The following is a 20,801-nucleotide window of genomic DNA, read 5'->3' as shown; positions in this document are numbered from 1 at the left end:
CGCGGCGGCGGCCCGCTCAGCGCCCGAGGCCGCGCGCGAGGTCGGCCATCACGGCGGAGACCGCGGCGACCGGGTCGTCCTCGCCGGCGGCCCGCACCAGGCGGCTGCCGACGATCACGCCGTCCGCCCCGGCGGCCGCGGCCTGGGCGGCGTGCTCCCCGTTGGCGATGCCGAACCCGAGGCCGACGGGGACCTCGGCGGCGGCGCCCGCACCCGCGCCGGCGGTCTTCGCGCGGCGGATGACGTCCTCGAACTGGTCCGAGAGCGACGCGCGCTCGCCGGTGGTCCCCGTGACGGAGACGGCGTAGAGGAACCCCCGGGCGGCGGATCGGACCTCGGCGACGCGCGCCTCGGTGGTCGACGGGGCCACCAGCGGCACGAACGCGATCCCGGCGGCGTCGCAGGCGTCGACCACGTCGCCGGAGTCCTCGCCGATCGGCAGGTCCGGGACGATCAGCCCCGAGAAGCCGGCGTCGCGCAGACGTCCGGCGAAGACCTCGATGCCGGGCCGCAGCACGATGTTGGCGTAGGTCATGAGGACGACCGGGACGTCGGCGGCGAGCTGCTCGCCGAGGGCGAAGACGTCGTCGACGGTGACGCCGGCGTTCAGCGCGTCGGTGCCCGCGGCGTGGACGACGGGGCCGTCGGCCAGGGGGTCGCTGTAGGGGATCCCGAGCTCGACGAGGTCGGCGCCGCCGTCGACGTAGGCGCGGGCGACCTCGCGCGAGGTCGCCAGGTCGGGGTAGCCGCCCATGATGTAGGGCATCAGCGCGGCGGTGCCCTCGTGGTTCGCGAAGGCGGCGGCGATGCGCTCCTCCCCCGCGCCCGCGCGCGACGTGGACGTGCCGGTCGGCTCCGTGCTCACCGGACCTCCTCCCCGCCCTGCGGGCCGTCGCCGTCCTCGTCGGCGCGCGGGTCCTCGCCGATCGCGGTGGGGACGACCGTCGGCTCGCCGTCGTCGGCGGCCAGCGCGGCGTCGCCGTCGAGCTCCTCGAGCTTGGCCAGCGCCTCGAACAGGTCCTTGTCGCCGCGCCCGGAGAGGCAGACGAGGTCGATCTCGACCTCGGGGGCCGGGACGTGGAGCACGTGGTGCAGCGCGTGGCTGGTCTCCAGCGCGGGGATGATGCCCTCGAGGCGGGCGACCTCGCGGAAGGCGCGGACCGCGTCGTCGTCCTCGACCGGGACGTACGTCGCGCGGCCGCTGTCGCGGAGCCACGCGTGCTGCGGCCCGACGCCCGGGTAGTCCAGTCCGGCGGAGACGGAGTGCGCCTCGAGGATCTGGCCCTGGGCGTCCTGCATCACCGGGCCGTAGGAGCCGTGCAGGACCCCGGCGTCGACCCCGCTGGCGAGGACCGCGCCGTGGGAGCCGGAGAGGATCCCGTGGCCGCCGGCCTCGACGCCGACGAGCGCGACGTCGGGGTCGTCGAGGAACGCGGTGAAGATGCCGATGGCGTTGGAGCCGCCGCCGACGCACGCCACGACGCGGTCGGGCAGCCGCCCGGCCTGCTCGAGGATCTGCTCCCGGGCCTCGTCGCCGATGATCCGCTGCAGGTCGCGCACGATCGCGGGGAACGGCGCGGCGCCGGCCGCGGTGCCCATGACGTAGTGGGTGTTCCCGACGCTGGCGACCCAGTCGCGGAAGGCCTGCGAGACGGCCTCCTTCAAGGTGCGGGCGCCGGACTCGACGGGCTGGACCGTCGTGCCGAGCAGCCGCATGCGCTGGACGTTGGGCATCTGGCGGCGGATGTCCTCGACGCCCATGTAGATGACGCACTCGAGGTCCAGGAGCGCGGCCGCGGTCGCGGTGGCCACGCCGTGCTGGCCGGCGCCGGTCTCGGCGATCACGCGCGGCTTGCCCATCCGCTTGGCGATCAGGCACTGCCCCAGCGCGTTGTTGATCTTGTGCGCGCCGGTGTGGTTGAGGTCCTCGCGCTTGAGCCACACCTCGTGGCCGGCCTTCTCGCTGAGGCGCCGCGCCAGGTACAGCGGCGACGGGCGACCGACGTAGTCGCGCAGGAGCCCGCGGAACTCGCTCTTGAACGCGGCGTCGTCGCGGAGCTCCGACCAGACCGTCTCGAGCTCGTCGAGGGCGGGCAGCAGCGACTCGGGGACGTAGCGTCCTCCGTAGGGGCCGAAGCGTCGCTCGCTGCCGATCTCGGGGCGGTGCGCGGTGCTCATGTCGTCTCCGTCGTGGTGTTGATGCCGGCGCCGGACTCGGCGGCCGCGGCCTGGGCCGCGGCACCGGGGCCGTCGACGGGGGTACGCGGCGCGCCCGCGTCCTGGTTCGCCGTCGCCCCGGGATCGTCCGCCGCGTCGCCGGGCTGGACCTCGTCGGTGAACGCGAAGCGGACCTGGCGGACGAACTCGGTGATCTTGTCGTGGTCCTTGCGACCCGGGGCCGACTCGGTGCCGGAGGCGACGTCGACGGCGTAGGGCCGGGCGGTGCGGACGGCCTCGGCGACGTTCTCCGGGGTCAGGCCGCCCGAGAGGATCAGCGGGGCCTGCTTCTCGCCCGGTGCGGCGCGGCGGACGCGGGCCAGCTCCCAGTCGAACGTCTCACCGGTGCCGCCCTGGACGCCGGGCACGTGCGTGTCGAGCAGGTGGAAGTCGGTGTGGAACGGCCGCAGGGCAGTGACGTCGGACCCGTTGCGCACCCGGGCGGCCTTGATGACCTTGGCCCCGGTGCGGCGGCCGACCTCGGCGCAGTAGGACGGGCCCTCGTCGCCGTGCAGCTGCACGATCGTCAGGCCGCACTGGTCGACCGCGAGGGCGACCTCGTCCATCGTCGCGTTGACGAAGACGCCGACGACCTCGACGCGGCGCTTGACGGCCGCACCGATCCGCTGGGCCTCCTCGATCCGGCAGCGGCGCTTGGACTTGCGCCAGAGGATAAGGCCGATCGCCCAGGCCCCGGCGTCGACCGCGAACTCGGCGTCCTCGAGCGAGGTGATCCCGCAGATCTTGATCCGCGTGCGCACCACGGCCTTGGGGCCCGGCGCCTCGGGGGCCGCGGCGACGGTGTCCCGTCGCTCGTGCGCCACCGGGCGGACGGGCCGCGCACGGGCCGCCTGCGACGTCGCGGAGGGTGCCTGTTGATCGTCCTGCACCCGTCCATCGTAGGCCCTTCGAAAGGAGACCACCCCGCGGGTGGATGCCAGGTGTTCGTGGACCGAGGAGGTCGGTGCGGGTCGTGCGAGAGCTGTGCACCCGCACTGCCGAGTGCGACCCGTGCCGAGATCCGAAGCGTCCACGGACGCCTGGCGCCGCCCGCTAATCGGTGCCCAGCAGCTCCCGCACGCCCGCCTCGACGTCGGGCTGGCGCATCAGGTGCGACCCGACGAGGACGGCGTCGACGCCGACCCGCTCGAGCTCCTCGAGCTGCTCGTGGTGCGAGATCCCCGACTCGGAGACGACGATCTTGCCCGCCGGGATCTGCGACAGCAGCTCGAACGTGGTGTCGAGGTCGACCGTCAGGTCCTTGAGGTTGCGGTTGTTGATCCCGATGAGGTCCGCGTCGACGACCTCGAGTGCGCGCTCGAGCTCCTCCTCGTCGTGGACCTCGACCAGGACGTCGAGGTCCAGCTCGTGGGCCTCGCGGTAGAGCTTGAGGAGCTTGTCGTCCTCGAGCGCGGCGACGATCAGCAGCATCGCGTCGGCACCCGAGACCGCGGTCTCGACCACCTGGTACGGGTGGACGATGAAGTCCTTGCGCAGGATCGGCAGGCGGCTGACCGACCGGGCGGTCGCGAGGTCCTCGAGGTCGCCGCCGAAGAACGGGCCGTCGGTGAGGACCGACAGCGCGGTCGCCCCGGCACGTTCGTAGGCGGAGACGATGTCGGCGAGGTCGGCGCCCTCGCGCAGCGGCTCGCTGGCGGACGGGGCGCGTCGCTTGTGCTCGGCGATGACGGACACGCCGGGCTGCGAGGCGAGGGCCTCGGCGAACGGCCTGCCGTCCTCGCGCCCGACGAGCCGCTTACGAAGCTCCTTCTCGGGCAGCTCCTTGCGGCGCCGCTTCACCTCGACCTTCGTGCGGTCGACGATGTCGTCGATGATGGTCATGCCGGAGACCCCTCGACCAGTTCGGTGGTGCGTTTCACGAAGTGCTCCATGACGGAGTGGGCCGCTCCGGAGGAGATCGCCTCGCGGGCGCGCTCGACTCCGTCGGCGAGGGTGTCGGCGCCGCCGCCGACGAGGATGCCGGCGCCGGCGTTGGCGACGACCAGCTCGAGCGCCGCGGAGGTGCCGTCGGCGACGTCGCCGGACAGCACGCGGCGGGTGACGAGCGCGTTCTCGGCCGGGCTGGCGCCCACGACCTCGTCGAGCGCGTGGACCCGGACGCCGAGCTCCTCGGGCGAGACGGTGAACGACCGGACGCCCTCGGGGGTGACCTCGTAGACCGTGGTCGGCGCGGCGATCGAGATCTCGTCGAGCCCGTCCTCGGACCGCACGAGCATCGTGCGGTCGGTGCCCAGGCGGTGCACCGCGTCGGCCATCCGCTCGATCATCCCCGGATAGCCCACGCCGATGACCTGCCGGCGGGCCTGGGCCGGGCTGGTGAGCGGGCCGAGCACGTTGAAGACCGTCCGGACCGCGAGCTCCTTGCGGACCGGCACGACGAACCTGGTGGCGGAGTGGTGGCGCGGCGCGAAGAGGAAGCCGAAGCCGAGCTCGTCGATGACCGAGCCGACCTGCTCGGGCGACAGCTCGATCGACGCCCCGAGGGCCTCGAGCAGGTCCGCCGCGCCGGACTTCGACGTCGCGGAGCGGTTGCCGTGCTTGGCCACCGCGCACCCGGCGCCGGCGATGACGAACGCGGCGGTGGTGGAGACGTTGAACGTCAGCGCGCCGCCGCCGGTGCCGACGATGTCGACCAGATCGTCGCGCGAGGTCGAGACGAGCGTGGCGCGGGCGCGCATCGCGGCGGCCAGACCGGCGATCTCGTCCGCGGTCTCGCCCTTCGTGCGCAGCGCGATCAGGAAGCCGGCGATCTCGACGTGCGAGGCGTTGCCGGCCATGATCTCCTCGAGGACCCGTTGGGCCTCCTCGAGATCGAGATCCTCTCCGGACGCGACCCGTTCGATCGCGGGCGTGAGCACCGGGTGCGGCATAGGGTCAGCGGAGGTTAATGGATTGGGCGCGAAGCGACCCGATGACTCTGTGAGTGATGAATCGTGGATGCCGGGGGCCGCCGGTCGGGCCCACGTAGTACTGGCCTACACGTGGGCCCGACCGGTGGTTCCTGGCGCCGCGAGGCGCGCTCACAGAGTCACCGGGCGATGCCGTCCCGCAGGAACCGCTCGAGCATGCCCATCCCCAGCGGGGTCAGGACGGACTCGGGGTGGAACTGCACGCCCTCGGCGGGCAACTCCTTGTGCCGCACGCCCTGGATGACGCCCCCGCCACGCGCCGTGACCTCGAAGCAGTCGGGCAACGCGGCCTCGTCGAGGACGAGCGAGTGGTAGCGGCCGACCTCGACCTCGTCGTCCAGCCCGGCGTAGATCGAGCGGCCGTCGTGGGTGATCAGGCAGGTCTTGCCGTGGACGGGCTCGTGCCGGATCACCGTGCCGCCGAAGGCCTGGCCGAGCGCCTGATGGCCGAGGCAGACGCCCAGGAGCGGGATCCCGGCCTCGGGGAACCGCCGGACGGCCTCGAGCGAGATGCCCGCGTCGTCGGGCGTGCACGGTCCGGGCGAGACGACGACGCGGTCGGGGCGCGACCGGCCGGTCCCCTCGCCGCCGAGCAGCTCGTCGACGGTGGCCCGGTCGTGGCGGACGACCTCGATCTCCGCCCCCAGCTCGCCGAGCTCCTGCACGAGGTTGTAGGTGAAGGAGTCGTAGTTGTCGATGACGAGGACGGAGGTCATGGCGGATCCGGGAGGCGGGGCGGGCGGGCGGGGCGGGGCCGGGGGCCCTACGCCCACTCGGGCTGCTCGAGGGCGACCTCGACCGCGCGGCGGATCGCGCGGGACTTGTTGACGGACTCCTCGTACTCGTACTCCGGCAGCGCGTCGGCGACGGTGCCGCCGCCGGCCTGCACGTGCGCGGTGCCGTCCTTGAACACGGCGGTCCGGATGTGGATGCAGGAGTCCAGGTCGCCGGACCACGCCAGGTAGCCCACGGCCCCGCCGTAGCCGCCGCGCTTGACGGGCTCGAGCTCGTCGATGATCTGCATCGCGCGGACCTTCGGCGCGCCCGACAGCGTCCCGGCGGGCAGGACGGAGCGCAGCGCGTCGGTCGCCGCGACCTCGGGCCGCAGGGTGCCGGAGACGGCGGAGACGATGTGCAGGACGTGCGAGTAGGTCTCGACGACCATCAGCTCGTCGACCTCGACGGTGCCGTACTCGCAGACGCGGCCCAGGTCGTTGCGGGAGAGGTCGACGAGCATCACGTGCTCGGCGCGCTCCTTCTCGTCGGCGAGCATCCCGGCGGCGTTCTCGGCGTCCTCCGCGGGCGTCGCGCCGCGCGGGCGGGTGCCTGCGATCGGCCGCATCGAGATCCGGTCGCCACGGACGGTCACGAGCGGCTCGGGGCTGGCGCCGACGACCTGCCAGCCGCCGAAGTCGAGGTGGTACATGTACGGCGACGGGTTGACCACCCGCAGGCCGCGGTAGACCGAGAACGGGTCGATGCCCAGGTCGGCGGACCAGCGCTGCGACGGGACGACCTGGAACGCGTCGCCGGCGCGGACGTACTCGATGATCCGCGCGACCATCGCCTCGAACTGCTCGCGGCTGTGGTTGGAGACCCACTCCGGGGCGTCGCGGGGGCCGGCGGACGCGTCGCGCCCGGGAGGCGTCGGCTGCAGCAGCGCCTCGCGCAGCTCGACGATCCGGTCGGCGGCCGCGGTGTAGCGACGGGCCAGCTCGTCCTCCGGCGCACGCTCGCCGCCGGGCGCCGCCCCGTCGACGCCCGTGTGCAGGGGCGCCAGCGCGGTGATCGTGTGCAGGAGGCCGTCGAAGACGACCATCGCGTCCGTGATCTGCAGCGCCAGGTCCGGCGTGCCGAGGACGTCCTCGTTGGGCTCGCCGAGCGGCTCGACGGTCCGCACGAGGTCGTACGCGAAGACGCCGACCGCGCCGCCGACGAACGGCGGCAGCCCCTCGACCTCGGCCACCCTGCGGCGCCCGATCGCGTCGCGCGCCATCGCGTAGGGGTCGCCGGGGTCGCCGAGCGACCACTCGATCGTGCGCGCGGGCCGGACGCCGAGGAACGAGTACCGGCCGACGCGGCCCTGCTCGGCGCTCTCGAGCAGGAAGGACGGCTCGCCCGGGTGCGCGGCCCGCAGCTTGAGGTACGCGGAGACCGGGGTCTCGACGTCGTCGATGGTCTGCGCCAGGACGGGGACGACGTCGTGGTCGGCGGCGAGCGCCAGCGCCTCGTCGAAGGTGGGACGCAGCCGCAGGCCGAGGGCCTCGGCGCGAGCCAGCGAGGCGGCGAGATCGGACGCGGCGGGCACGGCACTGATTCTCCCAGGGATGCTCCGGGGTCGACGGGCCGCCTCGGCGGGAGGCACGCACGGGGGCCTCGTCGGTGGGCGGGCCCGCAGGCCGGGCGGGCGGGCGAAGCGCCCGGGGTCGCGGGCCCCGGCGCGGTCCCCGCGTCACCCGCCGGCGGAACACCCGATCCGCCACGGCGACGGTCCGCGGTCCGCCTCCATCGGTCCACGGAATCGATGGATCGTTCGTCCACGGGGGCGGCCGAATCGCGTCGCGGGGCCCGTGTGCGCCGTGGAACACCACGAAGCGTGTCCCGTCGTCCCGCGCTGCTCCTCATGCACTCAGCCTCCCGCCTCCTCCTCTCCCTCCTCGTGCTCCTCGCCGTCGCCGCCGGCGTGCCGTCGTCGGCGTCCGCCCTCGACAGCGTGGTGCAGGACGACGCCCTCATGCTCTCGGGCGACGCCGCGAAGGTGAACAAGTCGCTCGACCAGATGGAGTCGATCGGGTTCACGCACGTGCGCCTGACCGCCAACTGGCAGGAGATCGCGCCGGACGCCGCGAGCGACACCCAGCCGATCTTCGACGCCAAGAACTCCGCGTCCTACCCCGCCGGGGTCTGGGACCGCCTGGACCTCGCGGTGCGCGCCGTTCGGGCCCACGGCATGGAGCCGATGATCGACATCGGCTTCTGGGCGCCGTACTGGGCGACCACCGAGCCGGTCGGCTCGCAGGGCATCCGGGCCCGCGAGAACGTCGACCCCGCGGCGTACTCGGACTTCGCCGAGGCCGTCGTCCGCCGGTACAAGGGCGACTTCGTCCCGACCACGGGCTCGGCGTCGGCCACGCCGTCGACCCCGGCGGCCCCCGCCCAGCGGGCGAGCACCCGCGGCTTCTTCGACGGCTGGTTCGCGCCCGCCCCGCAGCCCGCGCCCGCACCTGCCGCCAAGCCGGCGCCCGCACCCGCCAAGCCGGTCGTGCAGCCCCTGCCGGCCGTCTCCACCTACACGCTGTGGAACGAGCCGAACATCAAGGGCTTCCTGACCCCGCAGTGGAAGAAGACGAAGAAGGGCCGCACGCCCGCCAGCCCGGCGGTCTACCGGCGGATGCTGCTGGCCGCCTACCCCCGGGTGAAGGCGATCGTCCCGGACGCCAAGTTCCTCATCGGCGCGACGTCCAGCACCGGCTCCTACGCGCTGTCGGGCATGCACGGCGGCGTCCCGCCCCTGCAGTTCATCCGCGAGCTGGCGTGCGTCGACACGAAGCTCAAGCCGATCCGGACCGGCGGCTGCAAGGGCTTCACGACGCTGCCCGGTGACGGTTGGGCGCACCACCCCTACTCGTTCGAGACGGGCCCGTCGAACGTCTCGGCCTCCGGTCGCCCGGACGACGCGATCCTGGGCGACACGGTGAAGCTGCACCAGCTCCTGACGAAGCTCGCGGCGCGCAAGCGGATCACGTGGGCCGGCAGCGAGCTGTACCTGACGGAGTACGGCTACTTCACGACGGTCATCGGGTCGCACCGCGCGGTGTCCGAGCCCGACCAGGCGCGGCTCGTCGGCGACGCGTTCCGGCTCGCCGCCCAGTTCAAGGGCGTCCGGATGATGAGCCAGTTCCTCCTCCAGGACGTGCAGTGCGACGGCGGCCGGACGACGGCGTGCCTGAACTGGACCACCGGCGTCCTGCGCACGGACGGCACGCCGAAGCCGCTGATGACGGTCCTCACGCAGATCCTGCAGTCGCTGAAGACCGCCCCGTCCCGGTAGGGCGGGGCGGGCTCGCGCCCGGCCCGGGCGGACGGCCGACGGGCGTGGGCCCGCCGGAGCGCGGGTCGGGTCGGGCGGGCTCCGCGGAGCCCGCGCGCCCTTACGCCCGGCGCTGCCGCAGGACCTCGAGCACGTCGTCCAGGGTGCGGTCGCGGCCCTGGAGCAGCGCGAGCAGGTGGTAGAGGACGTCGGCGGCCTCGTTGTCGACGCGGTCGTCGGTCTCCTCGCGGGCGGCGCGGAAGACCTCCTCCGCCTCCTCCTCGACCTTCGCGCCGGCAAAGGCACGGTCGTTGAGGAGCTGCGCGGTGTAGGAGCCCTCCGGCGCGTTGACGCGCCGGTCGGCGAGCACCCGGACGAGATCGGGCAGCACCTCGTGCGGGGCCAGCAGGGCGCCCACGCCCTCGCCCTCGGGGGCCCAGTCGTCGGCCGCGGGGCCCTCGGGAGCGCCGGCGGGGTGGAAGCAGGTGCGCGCCCCGGTGTGGCACGCGGGGCCGGCGGGCTCGACGAGGGCGAGGACGGCGTCCTGGTCGCAGTCGATCCGCAGCGCACGGACCTTCTGGACGTTGCCGGACGTCGCGCCCTTGTGCCAGAGCTCGTTCCTCGAGCGGGACCACAGGTGCAGCTCGCCGGTCTCGCGGGTCAGGCGGAGCGCCTCGTCGTTGGCGTAGGCCAGGGTGAGCACCTCGCCGGTGCTCCAGTCCTGGATCACCACCGGCACGAGGCCGGCGTCGTCGAAGCGCACGGTGTCGGTCAGGTCCGGCAGCACGGGCACGCGGCGATTCTGACAGCGCGCCGGGGCAGGCGCCCGCCGGGCCGGGGCGGCCGACGGCGACGAGGGCGGCGAGGCCCACCGCGGCGACGCACCGGGCCCACCGGTCGTCGCCCGACCCGGCGGCGGTGGTGCGGCGCTCCCGGGCGTCGAATCCATACGATGCTGCGCGATGAGGGTCCCGCTGCACGTCCGGCGGCGCATCGCCGCCGGCGTGCTCGCCGCGCTCCTGGTCGCCCTGGTGGCGTTCGTGGCGCTCGGGGACGGCGGTGGCCCGTCGCCGCCCCCCACGACCACCGTCGCCGGTCCGGCGGACGTCGAGGCCGACGATCGCGGCGACCTCGACGAGGTGCCCACCGACCCGCGGTTCGACGCCGCGGGCCGCGCGGCCGAGCGCGAGCTGTCGGTGTCCGACGACGAGGACGCGTGGGCGGTGCCGGACGCCGTCTCGATGCCGCTGGACCGCCTGTGGGACGAGAAGCTCGGCGCCTACGTGTCCCCCGGCGGCCGGGTCAGCACGCGGTTGAACGCCGAGCTGCTGCGCCTGCACGCCGCCGCGGCGCTGGCCGGTCACCGCGGCCCGGCCCGCCACGACGCGCGGGTCCGACGGATCGTCGCCTACCTCACCGGCCCGGCGTACATCGCGACCGCCGAGGGCGAGCGCTTCGGCGCGTCCCGCCACAACTCGATCCACGTCCCCGGCTGGCGCCAGAGCTCCGCGAGGATCGTCAACCAGCACCCCAGCATCGACGCCACGGTCGCCCGGGGCCTGCGCTTGGCGTGGCAGGCGCGGGAGCAGACCGAGCTCTCCGGCACCGCCCGCGACGCGATCCGCACCGAGGTCGTCGCGGTGGCCTCGTCGGACGCGTTCCGCGCGCCGGCGCGGCTGCTGAACCAGATCAACTGGAACGCCGACCTCTACGCCGCCGCGGCCACCGTCTCCAACGACCCGAAGCTGCTGGTCGACGACTACCGGCAGCAGCTGCAGTGGTTCGTCGACCACGCGCACGAGCCGACCGTCGAGGGCGGGCGACCCAACCTCAGCAGCGGCAACGGGTTCTTCTACCAGCCCGAGGCGGACGCCCAGACGACCCTGAACAAGAGCGACACCGTCGAGTACGCGTCGATCGTCACGGGCGCCCTGCGGTACTACGACGAGGCCGTGGCCGCCGGGATGGCGCCGCTGGACGAGCAGGACCGGGCGACGATGCGCGCCTGGGCCGCCCACACGGTCGAGGCGGACTGGACGCCGTCGGGCTACCTGAACTGGGAGACCGGCAAGGCCGGGTCGCGGCTGCACCTGCGCCAGTACTGGGCGCTGGCGCTGGACGGCACCGCCAACGGCGTCCTCGGCGGGACCGGCCTGATCGGCCGGGACCAGGCCGAGGGCGACCGGCTGATCAGCCGCGGCGAGGAGCTCTTCCGTCGCTGGGCCGCCGACGCGGGCAGCGTGCTGCTGCCCGCCACCTCGTTCGACTTCCCGTCGCGGTTCGCCGGCGTCCGCAACAACCGCACGACCGCCAGCGTGCGCCTGGCGGCCACCGTCGCCGAGTGGGCCGCGGGCTGCGCCTGCCGCGGTCGGCTGGTCCCGCCGCTCTCGGCGAAGGCACCGCTGCTGACGCGGTTCGACCCGGAGTTCCGCCGTCTGACCGTCAACGGGCCCCGGTACTCCACCTCGCTCTCCCCCACCGCGATCCCGACCGGCGGTGGCCTCGAGCCCGCGTGGCTGCTGAACTCGCGCGGGGAGGGCCTGATCGCGCTGGGCGGCGGCGGCCAGGGGTCGCTCGGCATGCGCCTGGTCGCCGGCGGCCAGACCCTCGTCGACACCCAGCCCGGCCCCACCCAGGTCGGCACCCTCGCGCTGCGGCAGGCCCGGGCCGATCCCAACGCCTACACGGGGCGTGCGGCTCTCGGCGAGACCGTCGTGCGGGTCACGCACCGCTTCGAGCCCGACCGGATCGTCACGACCTACCTCGTCGACCCGCGCCGCGACGTCGAGGTCCAGCTGCGCCTGCCCAGCACCGGCCGGGGCGGCGTCGTGCGCTGCGGTCCCGGGACGCTGGGACTGCCCAGGCGCGGCCGCCTGCCGGGCTGCTCCCGCGGGCAGGACTACGTCGTCCGCTCCGCCGGCGGCGCCACCATGCACGTCGGCCTGATGGGCCTGACCCCGGGCGGCATCCTCACCCGCTCGCGGCCCGGCGCCCGGTCGACCCTCCCGCACCCGGGCAGCCAGGCGACGATCCGCCTGCGGGTCACCAAGCGCACGGCGATCACGCGGGTGATCCGGCCGGACGCCGACTGACGGCGGGTGCCCCGAGCCCTGCCGAACAAAGATGCGGTCCGGCCCGAGACGCTCGGGGCGGGGCCCGCGCCCTTCCCCCTAGTCGATCTCGAGGCGGTCCAGCAGCGTGTCGTCGGAGCGCCAGTTGCGGCGGACCTTGACCTGGAGGTCGAGGTGCACGCGGGTGCCGAGCTCGCGCTCGAGCTCCTTGCGGGCGGCGGTGCCGATGGTGCGGACCATCTTGCCGCCGGCGCCGATCAGGATGCCCTTCTGGGACGGCGACTCGACCCAGGCGTTGGCGACGATGACGTGGAGGTCCTTGCCGGGCTTCTCGATCTCCTCGATCTGCACCTCGACGGCGTGCGGGACCTCCTGGAAGGTCCTCCGCAGGATCTGCTCGCGGACCAGCTCGGCGAGCAGCACGTGCTGCGGCTGGTCGGAGCTCTCGTCGACGGGGAAGTAGAACGGGCCCTTCGGCAGCAGGCCGACGAGGTGCTCCAGCAGCGGCTGGACGCCGATGCCCGACTTGGCGGAGATCGGGAAGACGTCCTCGCCGATCTCGAGCTCGGCCGCGGCGACGAGCACCGACATCGTCTCGGCGCGGTTGAGGCGGTCGACCTTGTTGACGGCGATGACGGTCGTGCCGCGCGTCTCGCGCAGCTGCGAGGCGATGTAGCGGTCGCCGGGACCGACGCCCTCCTCGCCGTTGAGGACCAGGAGCGTGACGTCGGCCTCGCGGATCTCGGAGTCCACGCGGCGCTGCATGCGGCCGGTCAGGGAATCCTTGGGCTTCTGCACGCCGGGCAGGTCGACGAGGACGATCTGCGCGTCCTCGCGGGTGAGCACGCCCCGGATCGCGCGGCGCGTCGTCTGCGGCTTGTCCGAGGTGATCGCGACCTTCGCGCCGACAAGGGCGTTGGTCAGCGTCGACTTGCCGGCGTTCGGGCGGCCGGCGAACGCGACGAAGCCCGAGCGCTTGGCGTCCGGATCCAGGTCGGGGTCGGTGAGCGGCTGCTCGTCGGGGTCGAAGACCGGGACGGGCAGCTCGACGCCGTCGTCGGGGCCGTACGCCCCGGGTCCCGCCCGCCCGTCGTCCTCGGGGCTCATCGGGCGACCGCACCCGCGGCGGCGGGCGTGTCGGCCCGGAGGCCGGACAGGACGTCGGCACGGATGGTCAAGCCGCGGTCCCAGCCGTCGGGCCGGCGGACGCCGGCAGCCAGGACAGGATCTGTCCCTGGACGGCGAGCATCTCGCCGGTATCGGTCTCGTGATCGAAGCCCACGAGGTGGAGGATGCCGTGAACGACGGCCTCCCGCATGCTGACCGTGTGCTCGGGGCAGATCACGACGTCCCCGATCTCGCGCGGCCCGGCCACCGGACCGGCCCCGTCGATCGGGAACGACAGCACGTCGGTGGGCTTGTCCTTGCCCCGGTGCTCGAGGTTCAGCGCGTGGATCGCCCCGGGCTCGAGGATCGTGATCGCGACGTGGCCGTCGGTGACCCCGGCCGAGGCCGCGGCGGTCTCGACGAGCTCCCGCAAGTCCTGCCCCGTCGGCATCCCGTCGGGTAGCTCGTCCTCGGAGAAGCCCTCGTGGTCGACCTCGAGCTCGATCTCGAGGGCGTGCTCGCCCGACTCCGCGACCCGGGGGTCCGGGCCCCCGGCGGTCTCGGAGTCGGGGTCGCTCACGCCGGGCGGCGCTCCTGCCGCCGGCCGTCGGCGGGGCGCAGCTCCGGCGCCTGGCTCTCGGCGTGGTTCTCGTACGCCTGGACGATCTTCTGGACCAGGTCGTTGCGGACGACGTCGCGCCGCGCGAAGCGGACGAACTCGACGTTCTCGACGTCCTCGAGGACCTCGGTGACGGCGACCAGACCGGAGCGCTGCTCGCGCGGCAGGTCGACCTGCGTGATGTCGCCGGTGATGACCATCTTCGACCGGTAGCCCAGGCGCGTCAGGAACATCTTCATCTGCTCGGGCGTGGTGTTCTGCGCCTCGTCGAGGATGATGAACGCGTCGTTGAGGGTGCGGCCGCGCATGAAGGCCAGCGGCGCGACCTCGATCACGCCGTTCTCCATGTACGCGGTGACGCGCTCGGGGTCGAGCATGTCGTGCAGGGCGTCGAAGAGCGGCCGCAGGTACGGGTCGATCTTCTGCATGAGGTCGCCGGGCAGGAAGCCGAGCTGCTCCCCCGCCTCGACCGCCGGCCGAGTGAGGATGATCCGTTTGACGTCGTGGCGCGCCAAGGCGTCCGCGGCGGCCGCGACCGCCAGGAACGTCTTGCCGGTGCCGGCCGGACCGATCCCGAACGTCACGGTGTTGTTCCGGATCGCGTCGACGTACTCCTTCTGCAGCGCCGTCTTGGGCGCCACGCGGACGTCGCGTGCGGGGTTCTGCCAGACGACGTCCGTCAGGACCTCCGCCGGTTCCTGGTGGGCGCCGAGCGCGGAGCCGACGGCGGGGATGGTCCCCGCGTCCAGCGTGTGCCCGCGCGAGGACAGCGTGATGAGTTCCCGGACCACGGTGGCGGCCTGGGCGACCGCCTCCGCATCACCGTCGAGCGTCAGCAGGTTGCCGCGCAGGAAGACGTCGCAGTCGACGTGCTTCCCCAGTGCGCGCAAGCCGGCCTCGCCGGCGTCGCTGAGCTGAACGGCGACCTCATACGGCACTTCGAGCCGTCGCCTCAGAACGTTCTCCCTGGTGTGGATGGTCCGCGGCGCGCACGACCGGCGGGGCCGGAGGTGCGAGGCCCGGACGGGCCTGCCGCGATGGCGTTCATGCGTCTCCGATCATACGCCCCTGCCTCGGACGGATCGCCGGGTCGCCGCGGCCGTCCGCGGGTGCAGGCGGTTCGAGTCCGGGACGGGTCGGTCGCCGGGTCGAGGGCGGATCGGCGAGGGCGCGGTCGGCGAGGGGGTCGGACGAGGCCTGGTCGCGATGTCGACGCCGTGGGCGATAGAACCGAGACCAGCCCACCGGCGACCCCGGGCGCAGCGGACCTGGTCGCGATGTCGACGCCGTGGGCGATGGAATCGAGACCACCCGCAGCGGCGACCCCGGGCGCGGCGAGCCTGGTCGCGATCTCGACACCGACGGCGACGAGACTGAGACCACGACACCCCGGGCACCCGACCGGACACCCCGGATGCGGCCGGGGCGGGTGACGGATCGCTCGCTTGAGCATGCATCACCCGCCAACCCGGGAGTCGGGCGTCGGCGAGCGGCGGATCACGCACGCTCTGCCTGCGTCTCCTGCCAACCGACGACTGCGGCCGGCGCGATTGGCGGATGACGCACGCCCCCCGCGCGGTGACGATCGCCTCCGAGCCCGCCCTCGGTCGGGGCCCGCCCCGGCCCCCCGACCCCAGGCCGGCCCCGCCCCCCGCCTACGCCCGGCGCAGCAGCAGCGCGGCCCAGTCGCCGTGCGTGCGGCGCTCGGCCTCGACCAGGCCGATGCGGGCGAAGGCCGCGGCGACGCCGTCGCACTCGTGGACCAGGAGGCCCGAGCCGATCAGGTGGTGCGGCGGGGCGCCCTGGAAGCCGTCCGCGGCGACGCGGAGGAGCAGCGGGCGCAGCAGGTTGGCCAGGACGAGCGGCGCCGGGCCGTCCGGGTCCGGCATCGCGGTCGCGCCGTCGCGGAGGAGGTCGAAGCGGTCGGCGGTGACCGTCACGCCGTTGGCCGCGGCGTTCTCGAGCGTCGCGGCGACGGAGGCGATCTCGTTGTCGACGCCGTGGACCGGGCCCCAGCCCAGCTGGGCTGCAGCGGCGGCCAGGACGCCGGAGCCCGAGCCGAGGTCGAGGACCGGACCGAGGAGCGGCGGCGCACCCCCGCCGTCGGTCCCGGCACCTTCGCCACCCCCGCCGGAGGTGCTCGCGCCGCCGCCGGGTGCCCCGCCCTCGGCCACCCGGCGGTCCGTCAGCTCGACGAGCAGCTCGAGGCAGAGACGGGTGGTCGCATGGGCGCCCGTGCCGAACGCCTGCCCGGGGTCGACGATCAGCTCGGCGACGGAGAGGTCCGGGTGCGGGTCGCACCACGGCGGGCGGACGTAGAGGCGGTCCTTGATGAGGATCGGCTCGTGGAAGGCGCGCCAGCGGTCGGCCCAGTCGTCCGCGACCTCCTCCGAGACGACCTCGACGAGCGCGTCGCCGACCAGCGCGCGCACGGCCGGGAGCGAGGGAAGCTCGCCCTCGGCGCCGTAGATCGCGTACTCGATCGTGTCGCCGAGGTCGGTCTCCTCGACGCCCGTGGGTGCCAGGTCCATGAGCTCGGCGAGGACGATCTCGGCGTCCGCGGCCCGGACCCGGAACGCCAGCCGGATCACGCGGACTTGCGCCAGAGGCGACGCAGGCGCCCGACGACCGACTCGTCGGCGTCGGCGGTCTGGCTCTCGTCCAGCGAGTCGGCCAGCTCGCGGAGCAGCTCGCGCTGGCGCTCGTTCAGGCGCTTGGGGATCGCGACGTCGACGACGACGTGGAGGTCGCCGCGGCGTCCGCCGCCCACGCGCGGCATGCCGCGGCCGCGCAGGGTGATCGTCTTGCCCGGCTGGGTGCCGGCGGGGATCTCGACCTCGAGCGGCTCGTCGAGCATCTCGACGGTGACGTGCTCACCGAGGGCGGCGCGCGGCGCGGAGACCGGGACGACCGTGATCAGGTCGTCGCCCTCGCGCACGAAGCGCTTGTCGGGCATGACGGTGACCGAGACGTAGAGGTCGCCGTCCGGGGCGCCCGGCTCGCCGCCGTGGCCGCGCCCGCTCAGGCGGATCCGCTGGCCGTCGGCGATGCCGGCCGGGACGTCGACCTCGAGCGTGCGCTTCGTCGGCTTCAGGCCCTGGCCGTCGCAGTCGTCGCAGGGGTCCTCGGGGACCCGGCCCCGGCCGCCGCACGCGTCGCAGGAGACGCGGCGGACCATCTCGCCGAACGGGGTGCGGCTGATCCGGTCGACGACGCCGTGGCCGCCGCACTGGGCGCAGGTCTTCGTCTTCGAGCCCGGCTTCGCGCCGCTGCCCGTGCAGGTCTCGCAGCGCGCGACGACCTCGTACTCGACCTCGACGCGGGCGCCGGTCAGCGCCTGCTTCAGCGTCAGCTCGGTCTCGACGAGCAGGTCGCCGCCGGCCCGGGGACCGCCCGGGGCGGCGCCGCCACCGAACGCCTGGCCGAAGACCTGTCCGAAGAGGTCCTGCATCGACCCGAAGCCCTCGAAGCCACCGGCCCCGCCACCCATCCCGCGCTGCTTCAGGCCGTCGTGGCCGTAGCGGTCGAAGGTCGAGCGCCGGTCGGCGTCGGAGAGGATCTCGTAGGCCTCGGCGACCTCGCGGAAGCGGTCCTGCGCCTCCGGGTCGTCCGGGTTGACGTCGGGGTGCAGCGTGCGCGCCGCCTTGCGGAAGGCCTTCTTGATCTGGGCCTCGTCCGCGTCACGGGAGACGCCGAGCACCTCGTAGGGGTCACGTGGCACGGTCTGGCTCATTCGTTCTCGTACAGCTCCTCGACATATCGCGACAGCTGGAAGGCGACGTCCCGCACCGCGCGGATGGCCTGCGGGTAGTCCATCCGCACCGGGCCGATGACGGACACGCTGCCCAGCTTGCGCTGCGGGGGTCCGTACCCCGCGGCGACGACCGTCAATGATCGCAGAGCCGGGATCGGGTTCTCGGCCCCGATGCGCACGACGACGTCCGGACCGCCCAGCGCGTGGCGCAGGAGCCCCAGCAGCGTGGCCCGCCGCTCGAGCTCGTCGACCAGCGCGTCGAGGTGCGCGACCTCGGTCGAACGGGTGCTCTGCATCAGCCGCGCGGCACCGGAGACGTAGACCCCGCCGCCCGCGCCGCCCGTGGCCCCCAGGCCCTCGAACGCGGGGCGCAGGGCGTCCAGGAAGCGCAGCTCGGACGGGCCCAGGCCGGGATCGTCCAGCCGGGCGCGCAGCATGCGCGCGCCCAGGCCGATGCCCGCCAGGCGCTCGTTGAGGTACTCCTTCGCCCAGTTCGCCAGGCCCGGGTCGACCGGGGCGGGGAACGAGACGACGCGCTTGGCGACCTCGCCGGCCGAGGTGATCACGACGACCATCACGGCATTGGGCTGCAGCAGCAGGACCTCGACGTGGCGGACCGTCGCGGTGGCGATCGGCGGTGCGGTGACGACGGCCAGGAGGTCGGTGACCGCGGAGAGCGTCTCGCTGGTGACGCGCATCGCCTCGTCGACCTCGCGCTGCACGAGACCGAGCTCGACCGACGGGCCACTCGCCACCACCGGCAGCAGGTGGTCGACGAAGTAGCGGTGCCCGCGGTCCGTCGGGACGCGCCCGGCGGAGGTGTGCGGGTGGTCCAGCAGGCCGAGGTCCTCGAGCTGCGAGAGCTCGGAGCGGATCGTCGACGGCCCGAACTCGAGCTCGGGGTCGGACGAGAGGATCTTCGAGCCGACCGGCTGGCCCGTCTCCCGGAAGCGGGCCACGACCTTGCCGAGAACCAGCTCCTGCCGTGGGGTGAGCATCGTCCTCCCCAGGGTAGCCGGACTCCCGGCCGGTGCCGGGCACGGGGGAATCCTCAGGATCGGCTGCCATCGTCGTCGGTGATGGTCGTCCTCGCCCTGATCGCCCTCGAGCTCGTCTGCCTGTACGTGCTGGGCCGGCGCCTGCTCGACGGCCTCGTCGGCGACGCGGTCCGCGCCGGACGGCCGCGTCGCTGGGCCACCTGGACGCTGCTGGCACCGGGCGTGACGCTGCACGAGGCCTCGCACGCCGCGGTGGCGACGCTGCTGGGCGGCCGGGTCGTGCGCTTCGTGCCGTTCCGCCCCGAGCCGATGCGCGGCGGCGGGGTCCTGCTCGGCGAGGTCCGCTGGCACCCGTCCCGGCTGCCGGTGCTGGGCGGCCCGGTCGGCCGTGCGCTCGTGGGCCTCGCCCCGCTGGTCCTCGTGCCGGCGGTCGTCTACGCCGCGGGGTGCGCGCTGGTCCCCGGCGTGGCGCTCGGCGACGCGCCGCACGAGCTGCCGGCCGCCCTGCTGGACCGGCCGGTCGACGTCGGCGGGGTCCTCTGGGTCCTCGTGGCGCTCAGCGCGAGCATCGGCCTGCTGCCCTCGAAGGTCGACCACCAGGACCTGCCCGCGGCGCTCGCGCTGCTGGCCCTCGTCGCGGTCGCGTGGCTCGTGTGGCGGGGCGGGATCGACGCGGCGGACGGGCAGCGGCTCCTGACCGACGCGGCGGCGCCGGCGACGTTCCTCGCCGAGCTGCTGGCGCCCCCGGCGCTCGTCGCGACGGTCGGCGGGCTGCTGCTGCGGCGCTGAGGGTCGCGCCGGGCCGTCCGATCCGCCGCCCGGTCGGTCGTGGCCGACGAGGAGGCGATCGACCGACAGACGCAGCGCCCGGCCGACGGCGATCCGTCGACCCGTCCGTGGCGACCGGCCGGGAGGGGTAGGGGCTGGAGGTCGCGGGGGTCGCGGCGCTCCGGGACCCCGGGGTCGTCAAGCTCCTGCCCGCCGGACATGCGTCGACCCTGGGCCATCACCAAACGCACCGTCGTCTCGTTCTACGACGACCAGATGACGCAGCACGCCGCTGCGATCACCTACTACAGCCTGATGTCGCTGTTCCCGGCGATCCTGCTGGCGCTGTCGATCCTCGGCCTCGTGGGCGAGTACCCCCGGACCTACGACGCGATCGTGCGGTACCTCAACGACGTCGCCCCGCCCTCCGTGGTGCGCCCGATCGACGAGTCGCTGCGCGACGCCTTCCGCAACAAGAGCACGGCGACGACCGGGCTGTTCCTGTCGATCTTCCTCGCGTTCTTCGGCACCACCGGCGTCCTGGAGTCGATGCGCCGGGCCCTGAACGTCGTCTTCGAGGTCGACAGCGGCCGCAGCTTCTTCCGCCGCAAGCTCGTCGACGTGTTCTCGACCTTCGCGCTGCTGGCCCTCGTGCTGTCGACGCTCATCTTCGTCGTCGTCGGCCGCGGACTGGCCGAGGAGCTCCTGCGCCTGGTCGGGGCGGACGAGAACGCCGCGGCGGTCTGGAGCGTCCTGCGCTGGCCCGCCGCCGTCGCGAGCGCGCTGCTGGGCTTCTCCTTCGTCTACTACGTGACGCCCGACCTCAAGCACAAGGCGTTCCACCTCGTCACGCCCGGGGCGGCGCTGGGCGTCGTCGCGTGGCTGCTGGTGTCCTACGGCCTGTCGGAGTACATCTCCAACGTCGTGAACATCGGTGCGCTCTACGGGGCGTTCACGGGCGCGATCGTGGTCGTGCTGTGGCTCTGGTTCTCGAGCTGCTCGCTGCTGCTCGGCGCCGAGCTCAACGCCGCGATCACCCGGCAGCGGATGCTCGAGGCCGCCGACGAGGGGGCGGGCGCCGCCGACGGCGGGAACAGCGAGGGTCCCCCGGTCGAGGGCGAGCGGGACGAGCGGCGGACGCGCTGGCGTCGCCGCCGCCGGGCCAGGGCGGCCGCACGGGCGGCCGACGCGCCCGGCTCGTCCGCGACCGGCGTCGCGGACGAGCCCTACGTCGACGGCGGCCCGCCGGCGGGCGACGAGGGAGCGGGGCGGTCCGACGCGCCGGAGGACCGCGACGCGGACCCGTC

17 protein-coding genes and 1 pseudogene are annotated in these 20,801 nt (G+C 74.1%); 4 read left to right on the top strand and 14 right to left on the bottom strand.

What is annotated here, in order from left to right; all coding sequences use genetic code 11:
• Positions 1-16: 16 nt before the first annotated feature.
• The 7 genes and pseudogenes from trpA to Q7T67_RS13350 form a co-directional block, all read right to left on the bottom strand.
• The gene (gene trpA / locus Q7T67_RS13380; protein WP_304790316.1) at positions 17-865 is read right to left on the bottom strand and encodes a tryptophan synthase subunit alpha; all 849 of its coding nucleotides are present in this window, start codon (positions 863-865) and stop codon (positions 17-19) included.
• Entirely contained in the window at positions 862-2,178 is a 1,317-nt protein-coding gene (gene trpB / locus Q7T67_RS13375; protein ID WP_304790314.1) for a tryptophan synthase subunit beta, read from the bottom strand. The genes trpA and trpB overlap by 4 nt, the downstream gene beginning before the upstream one ends.
• A 167-nt stretch (positions 2,179-2,345) precedes the next feature.
• Positions 2,346-2,978 (bottom strand): annotated as a pseudogene (locus Q7T67_RS13370) (phosphoribosylanthranilate isomerase); the annotation flags it as partial.
• Between the two features lie 292 nt (positions 2,979-3,270).
• On the bottom strand, positions 3,271-4,059 hold the full coding sequence (gene trpC / locus Q7T67_RS13365; protein ID WP_304790308.1) for an indole-3-glycerol phosphate synthase TrpC: 789 nt from the start codon (positions 4,057-4,059) through the stop codon (positions 3,271-3,273).
• Positions 4,056-5,096, bottom strand: coding sequence for an anthranilate phosphoribosyltransferase (trpD, locus tag Q7T67_RS13360; RefSeq protein ID WP_304790305.1), 1,041 nt, complete (start codon positions 5,094-5,096; stop codon positions 4,056-4,058). Before trpD ends, trpC begins: the two co-directional genes overlap by 4 nt.
• Before the next feature lie 170 nt (positions 5,097-5,266).
• Positions 5,267-5,863: an aminodeoxychorismate/anthranilate synthase component II gene (locus Q7T67_RS13355; protein ID WP_304790303.1), complete on the bottom strand. Its 597-nt coding sequence runs from the start codon at positions 5,861-5,863 to the stop codon at positions 5,267-5,269.
• 47 nt (positions 5,864-5,910) lie between these two features.
• A complete protein-coding gene (locus tag Q7T67_RS13350) occupies positions 5,911-7,455 on the bottom strand; it encodes an anthranilate synthase component I family protein (RefSeq protein WP_304790300.1) in 1,545 nt (514 codons plus the stop codon).
• A 288-nt stretch (positions 7,456-7,743) separates the two neighbouring features.
• Here Q7T67_RS13350 and Q7T67_RS13345 point away from each other — a divergent pair, with 288 nt between their 5' ends.
• Positions 7,744-9,198 carry a hypothetical protein gene (locus Q7T67_RS13345; protein ID WP_304790297.1) on the top strand — a complete coding sequence of 485 codons (1,455 nt, stop codon included), beginning with the start codon at positions 7,744-7,746 and terminating at the stop codon, positions 9,196-9,198.
• A 100-nt stretch (positions 9,199-9,298) separates the two neighbouring features.
• Here the strand turns inward: Q7T67_RS13345 and hisIE are convergent, their stop codons facing one another.
• Positions 9,299-9,970: a bifunctional phosphoribosyl-AMP cyclohydrolase/phosphoribosyl-ATP diphosphatase HisIE gene (gene hisIE, locus Q7T67_RS13340; protein WP_304790294.1), complete on the bottom strand. Its 672-nt coding sequence runs from the start codon at positions 9,968-9,970 to the stop codon at positions 9,299-9,301.
• A 169-nt stretch (positions 9,971-10,139) separates the two neighbouring features.
• Here hisIE and Q7T67_RS13335 point away from each other — a divergent pair, with 169 nt between their 5' ends.
• The gene (locus Q7T67_RS13335; RefSeq protein ID WP_304790291.1) at positions 10,140-12,269 is read left to right on the top strand and encodes a hypothetical protein; all 2,130 of its coding nucleotides are present in this window, start codon (positions 10,140-10,142) and stop codon (positions 12,267-12,269) included.
• A 78-nt stretch (positions 12,270-12,347) separates the two neighbouring features.
• On the opposite strand, the gene era is transcribed toward Q7T67_RS13335, so the two are convergent.
• The 6 genes from era to hrcA all read right to left on the bottom strand — a co-directional run bounded on the left by era (position 12,348) and on the right by hrcA (position 18,726).
• Positions 12,348-13,355: a GTPase Era gene (era, locus tag Q7T67_RS13330; protein ID WP_304790287.1), complete on the bottom strand. Its 1,008-nt coding sequence runs from the start codon at positions 13,353-13,355 to the stop codon at positions 12,348-12,350.
• 67 nt (positions 13,356-13,422) lie between these two features.
• Positions 13,423-13,935: an rRNA maturation RNase YbeY gene (gene ybeY, locus Q7T67_RS13325; protein ID WP_304790284.1), complete on the bottom strand. Its 513-nt coding sequence runs from the start codon at positions 13,933-13,935 to the stop codon at positions 13,423-13,425.
• Positions 13,932-14,912: a PhoH family protein gene (locus tag Q7T67_RS13320; protein ID WP_304790281.1), complete on the bottom strand. Its 981-nt coding sequence runs from the start codon at positions 14,910-14,912 to the stop codon at positions 13,932-13,934. The genes ybeY and Q7T67_RS13320 overlap by 4 nt, the downstream gene beginning before the upstream one ends.
• 717 nt (positions 14,913-15,629) lie before the next feature.
• Positions 15,630-16,565 carry a 50S ribosomal protein L11 methyltransferase gene (locus tag Q7T67_RS13315; RefSeq protein ID WP_304790278.1) on the bottom strand — a complete coding sequence of 312 codons (936 nt, stop codon included), beginning with the start codon at positions 16,563-16,565 and terminating at the stop codon, positions 15,630-15,632.
• Positions 16,562-17,707: a molecular chaperone DnaJ gene (gene dnaJ, locus Q7T67_RS13310; RefSeq protein WP_304790275.1), complete on the bottom strand. Its 1,146-nt coding sequence runs from the start codon at positions 17,705-17,707 to the stop codon at positions 16,562-16,564. Before dnaJ ends, Q7T67_RS13315 begins: the two co-directional genes overlap by 4 nt.
• Complete coding sequence (gene hrcA, locus Q7T67_RS13305; RefSeq protein WP_304790272.1) at positions 17,704-18,726, bottom strand: heat-inducible transcriptional repressor HrcA; 1,023 nt, start codon at positions 18,724-18,726, stop codon at positions 17,704-17,706. The genes dnaJ and hrcA overlap by 4 nt, the downstream gene beginning before the upstream one ends.
• A gap of 81 nt (positions 18,727-18,807) precedes the next feature.
• Between hrcA and Q7T67_RS13300 the strand changes: the two genes are divergently transcribed.
• Positions 18,808-19,515, top strand: coding sequence for a hypothetical protein (locus tag Q7T67_RS13300; protein WP_304790269.1), 708 nt, complete (start codon positions 18,808-18,810; stop codon positions 19,513-19,515).
• 198 nt (positions 19,516-19,713) lie between these two features.
• Positions 19,714-20,801, top strand: a 1,088-nt coding sequence (locus tag Q7T67_RS13295) for a YihY/virulence factor BrkB family protein (protein ID WP_304790267.1), incomplete at its 3' end; no start/stop codon positions are given.

Origin of the sequence: Patulibacter sp. (assembly GCF_030655195.1) — a bacterium.
Lineage (GTDB): Bacteria > Actinomycetota > Thermoleophilia > Solirubrobacterales > Solirubrobacteraceae > Patulibacter.
This window is presented reverse-complemented; position numbering and strand designations above follow the sequence as displayed.

Coding starts and splice junctions, on each gene's coding strand:
- trpB (WP_304790314.1), bottom strand. CDS start 2,178: ATGAGCACCGCGCACCGCCCCGAGATCGGCAGCGAGCGACGCTTCGGC.
- trpC (WP_304790308.1), bottom strand. CDS start 4,059: ATGACCATCATCGACGACATCGTCGACCGCACGAAGGTCGAGGTGAAG.
- Q7T67_RS13355 (WP_304790303.1), bottom strand. CDS start 5,863: ATGACCTCCGTCCTCGTCATCGACAACTACGACTCCTTCACCTACAAC.
- Q7T67_RS13335 (WP_304790291.1), top strand. CDS start 10,140: ATGAGGGTCCCGCTGCACGTCCGGCGGCGCATCGCCGCCGGCGTGCTC.
- era (WP_304790287.1), bottom strand. CDS start 13,355: ATGAGCCCCGAGGACGACGGGCGGGCGGGACCCGGGGCGTACGGCCCC.
- dnaJ (WP_304790275.1), bottom strand. CDS start 17,707: ATGAGCCAGACCGTGCCACGTGACCCCTACGAGGTGCTCGGCGTCTCC.
- hrcA (WP_304790272.1), bottom strand. CDS start 18,726: ATGCTCACCCCACGGCAGGAGCTGGTTCTCGGCAAGGTCGTGGCCCGC.
- Q7T67_RS13300 (WP_304790269.1), top strand. CDS start 18,808: ATGGTCGTCCTCGCCCTGATCGCCCTCGAGCTCGTCTGCCTGTACGTG.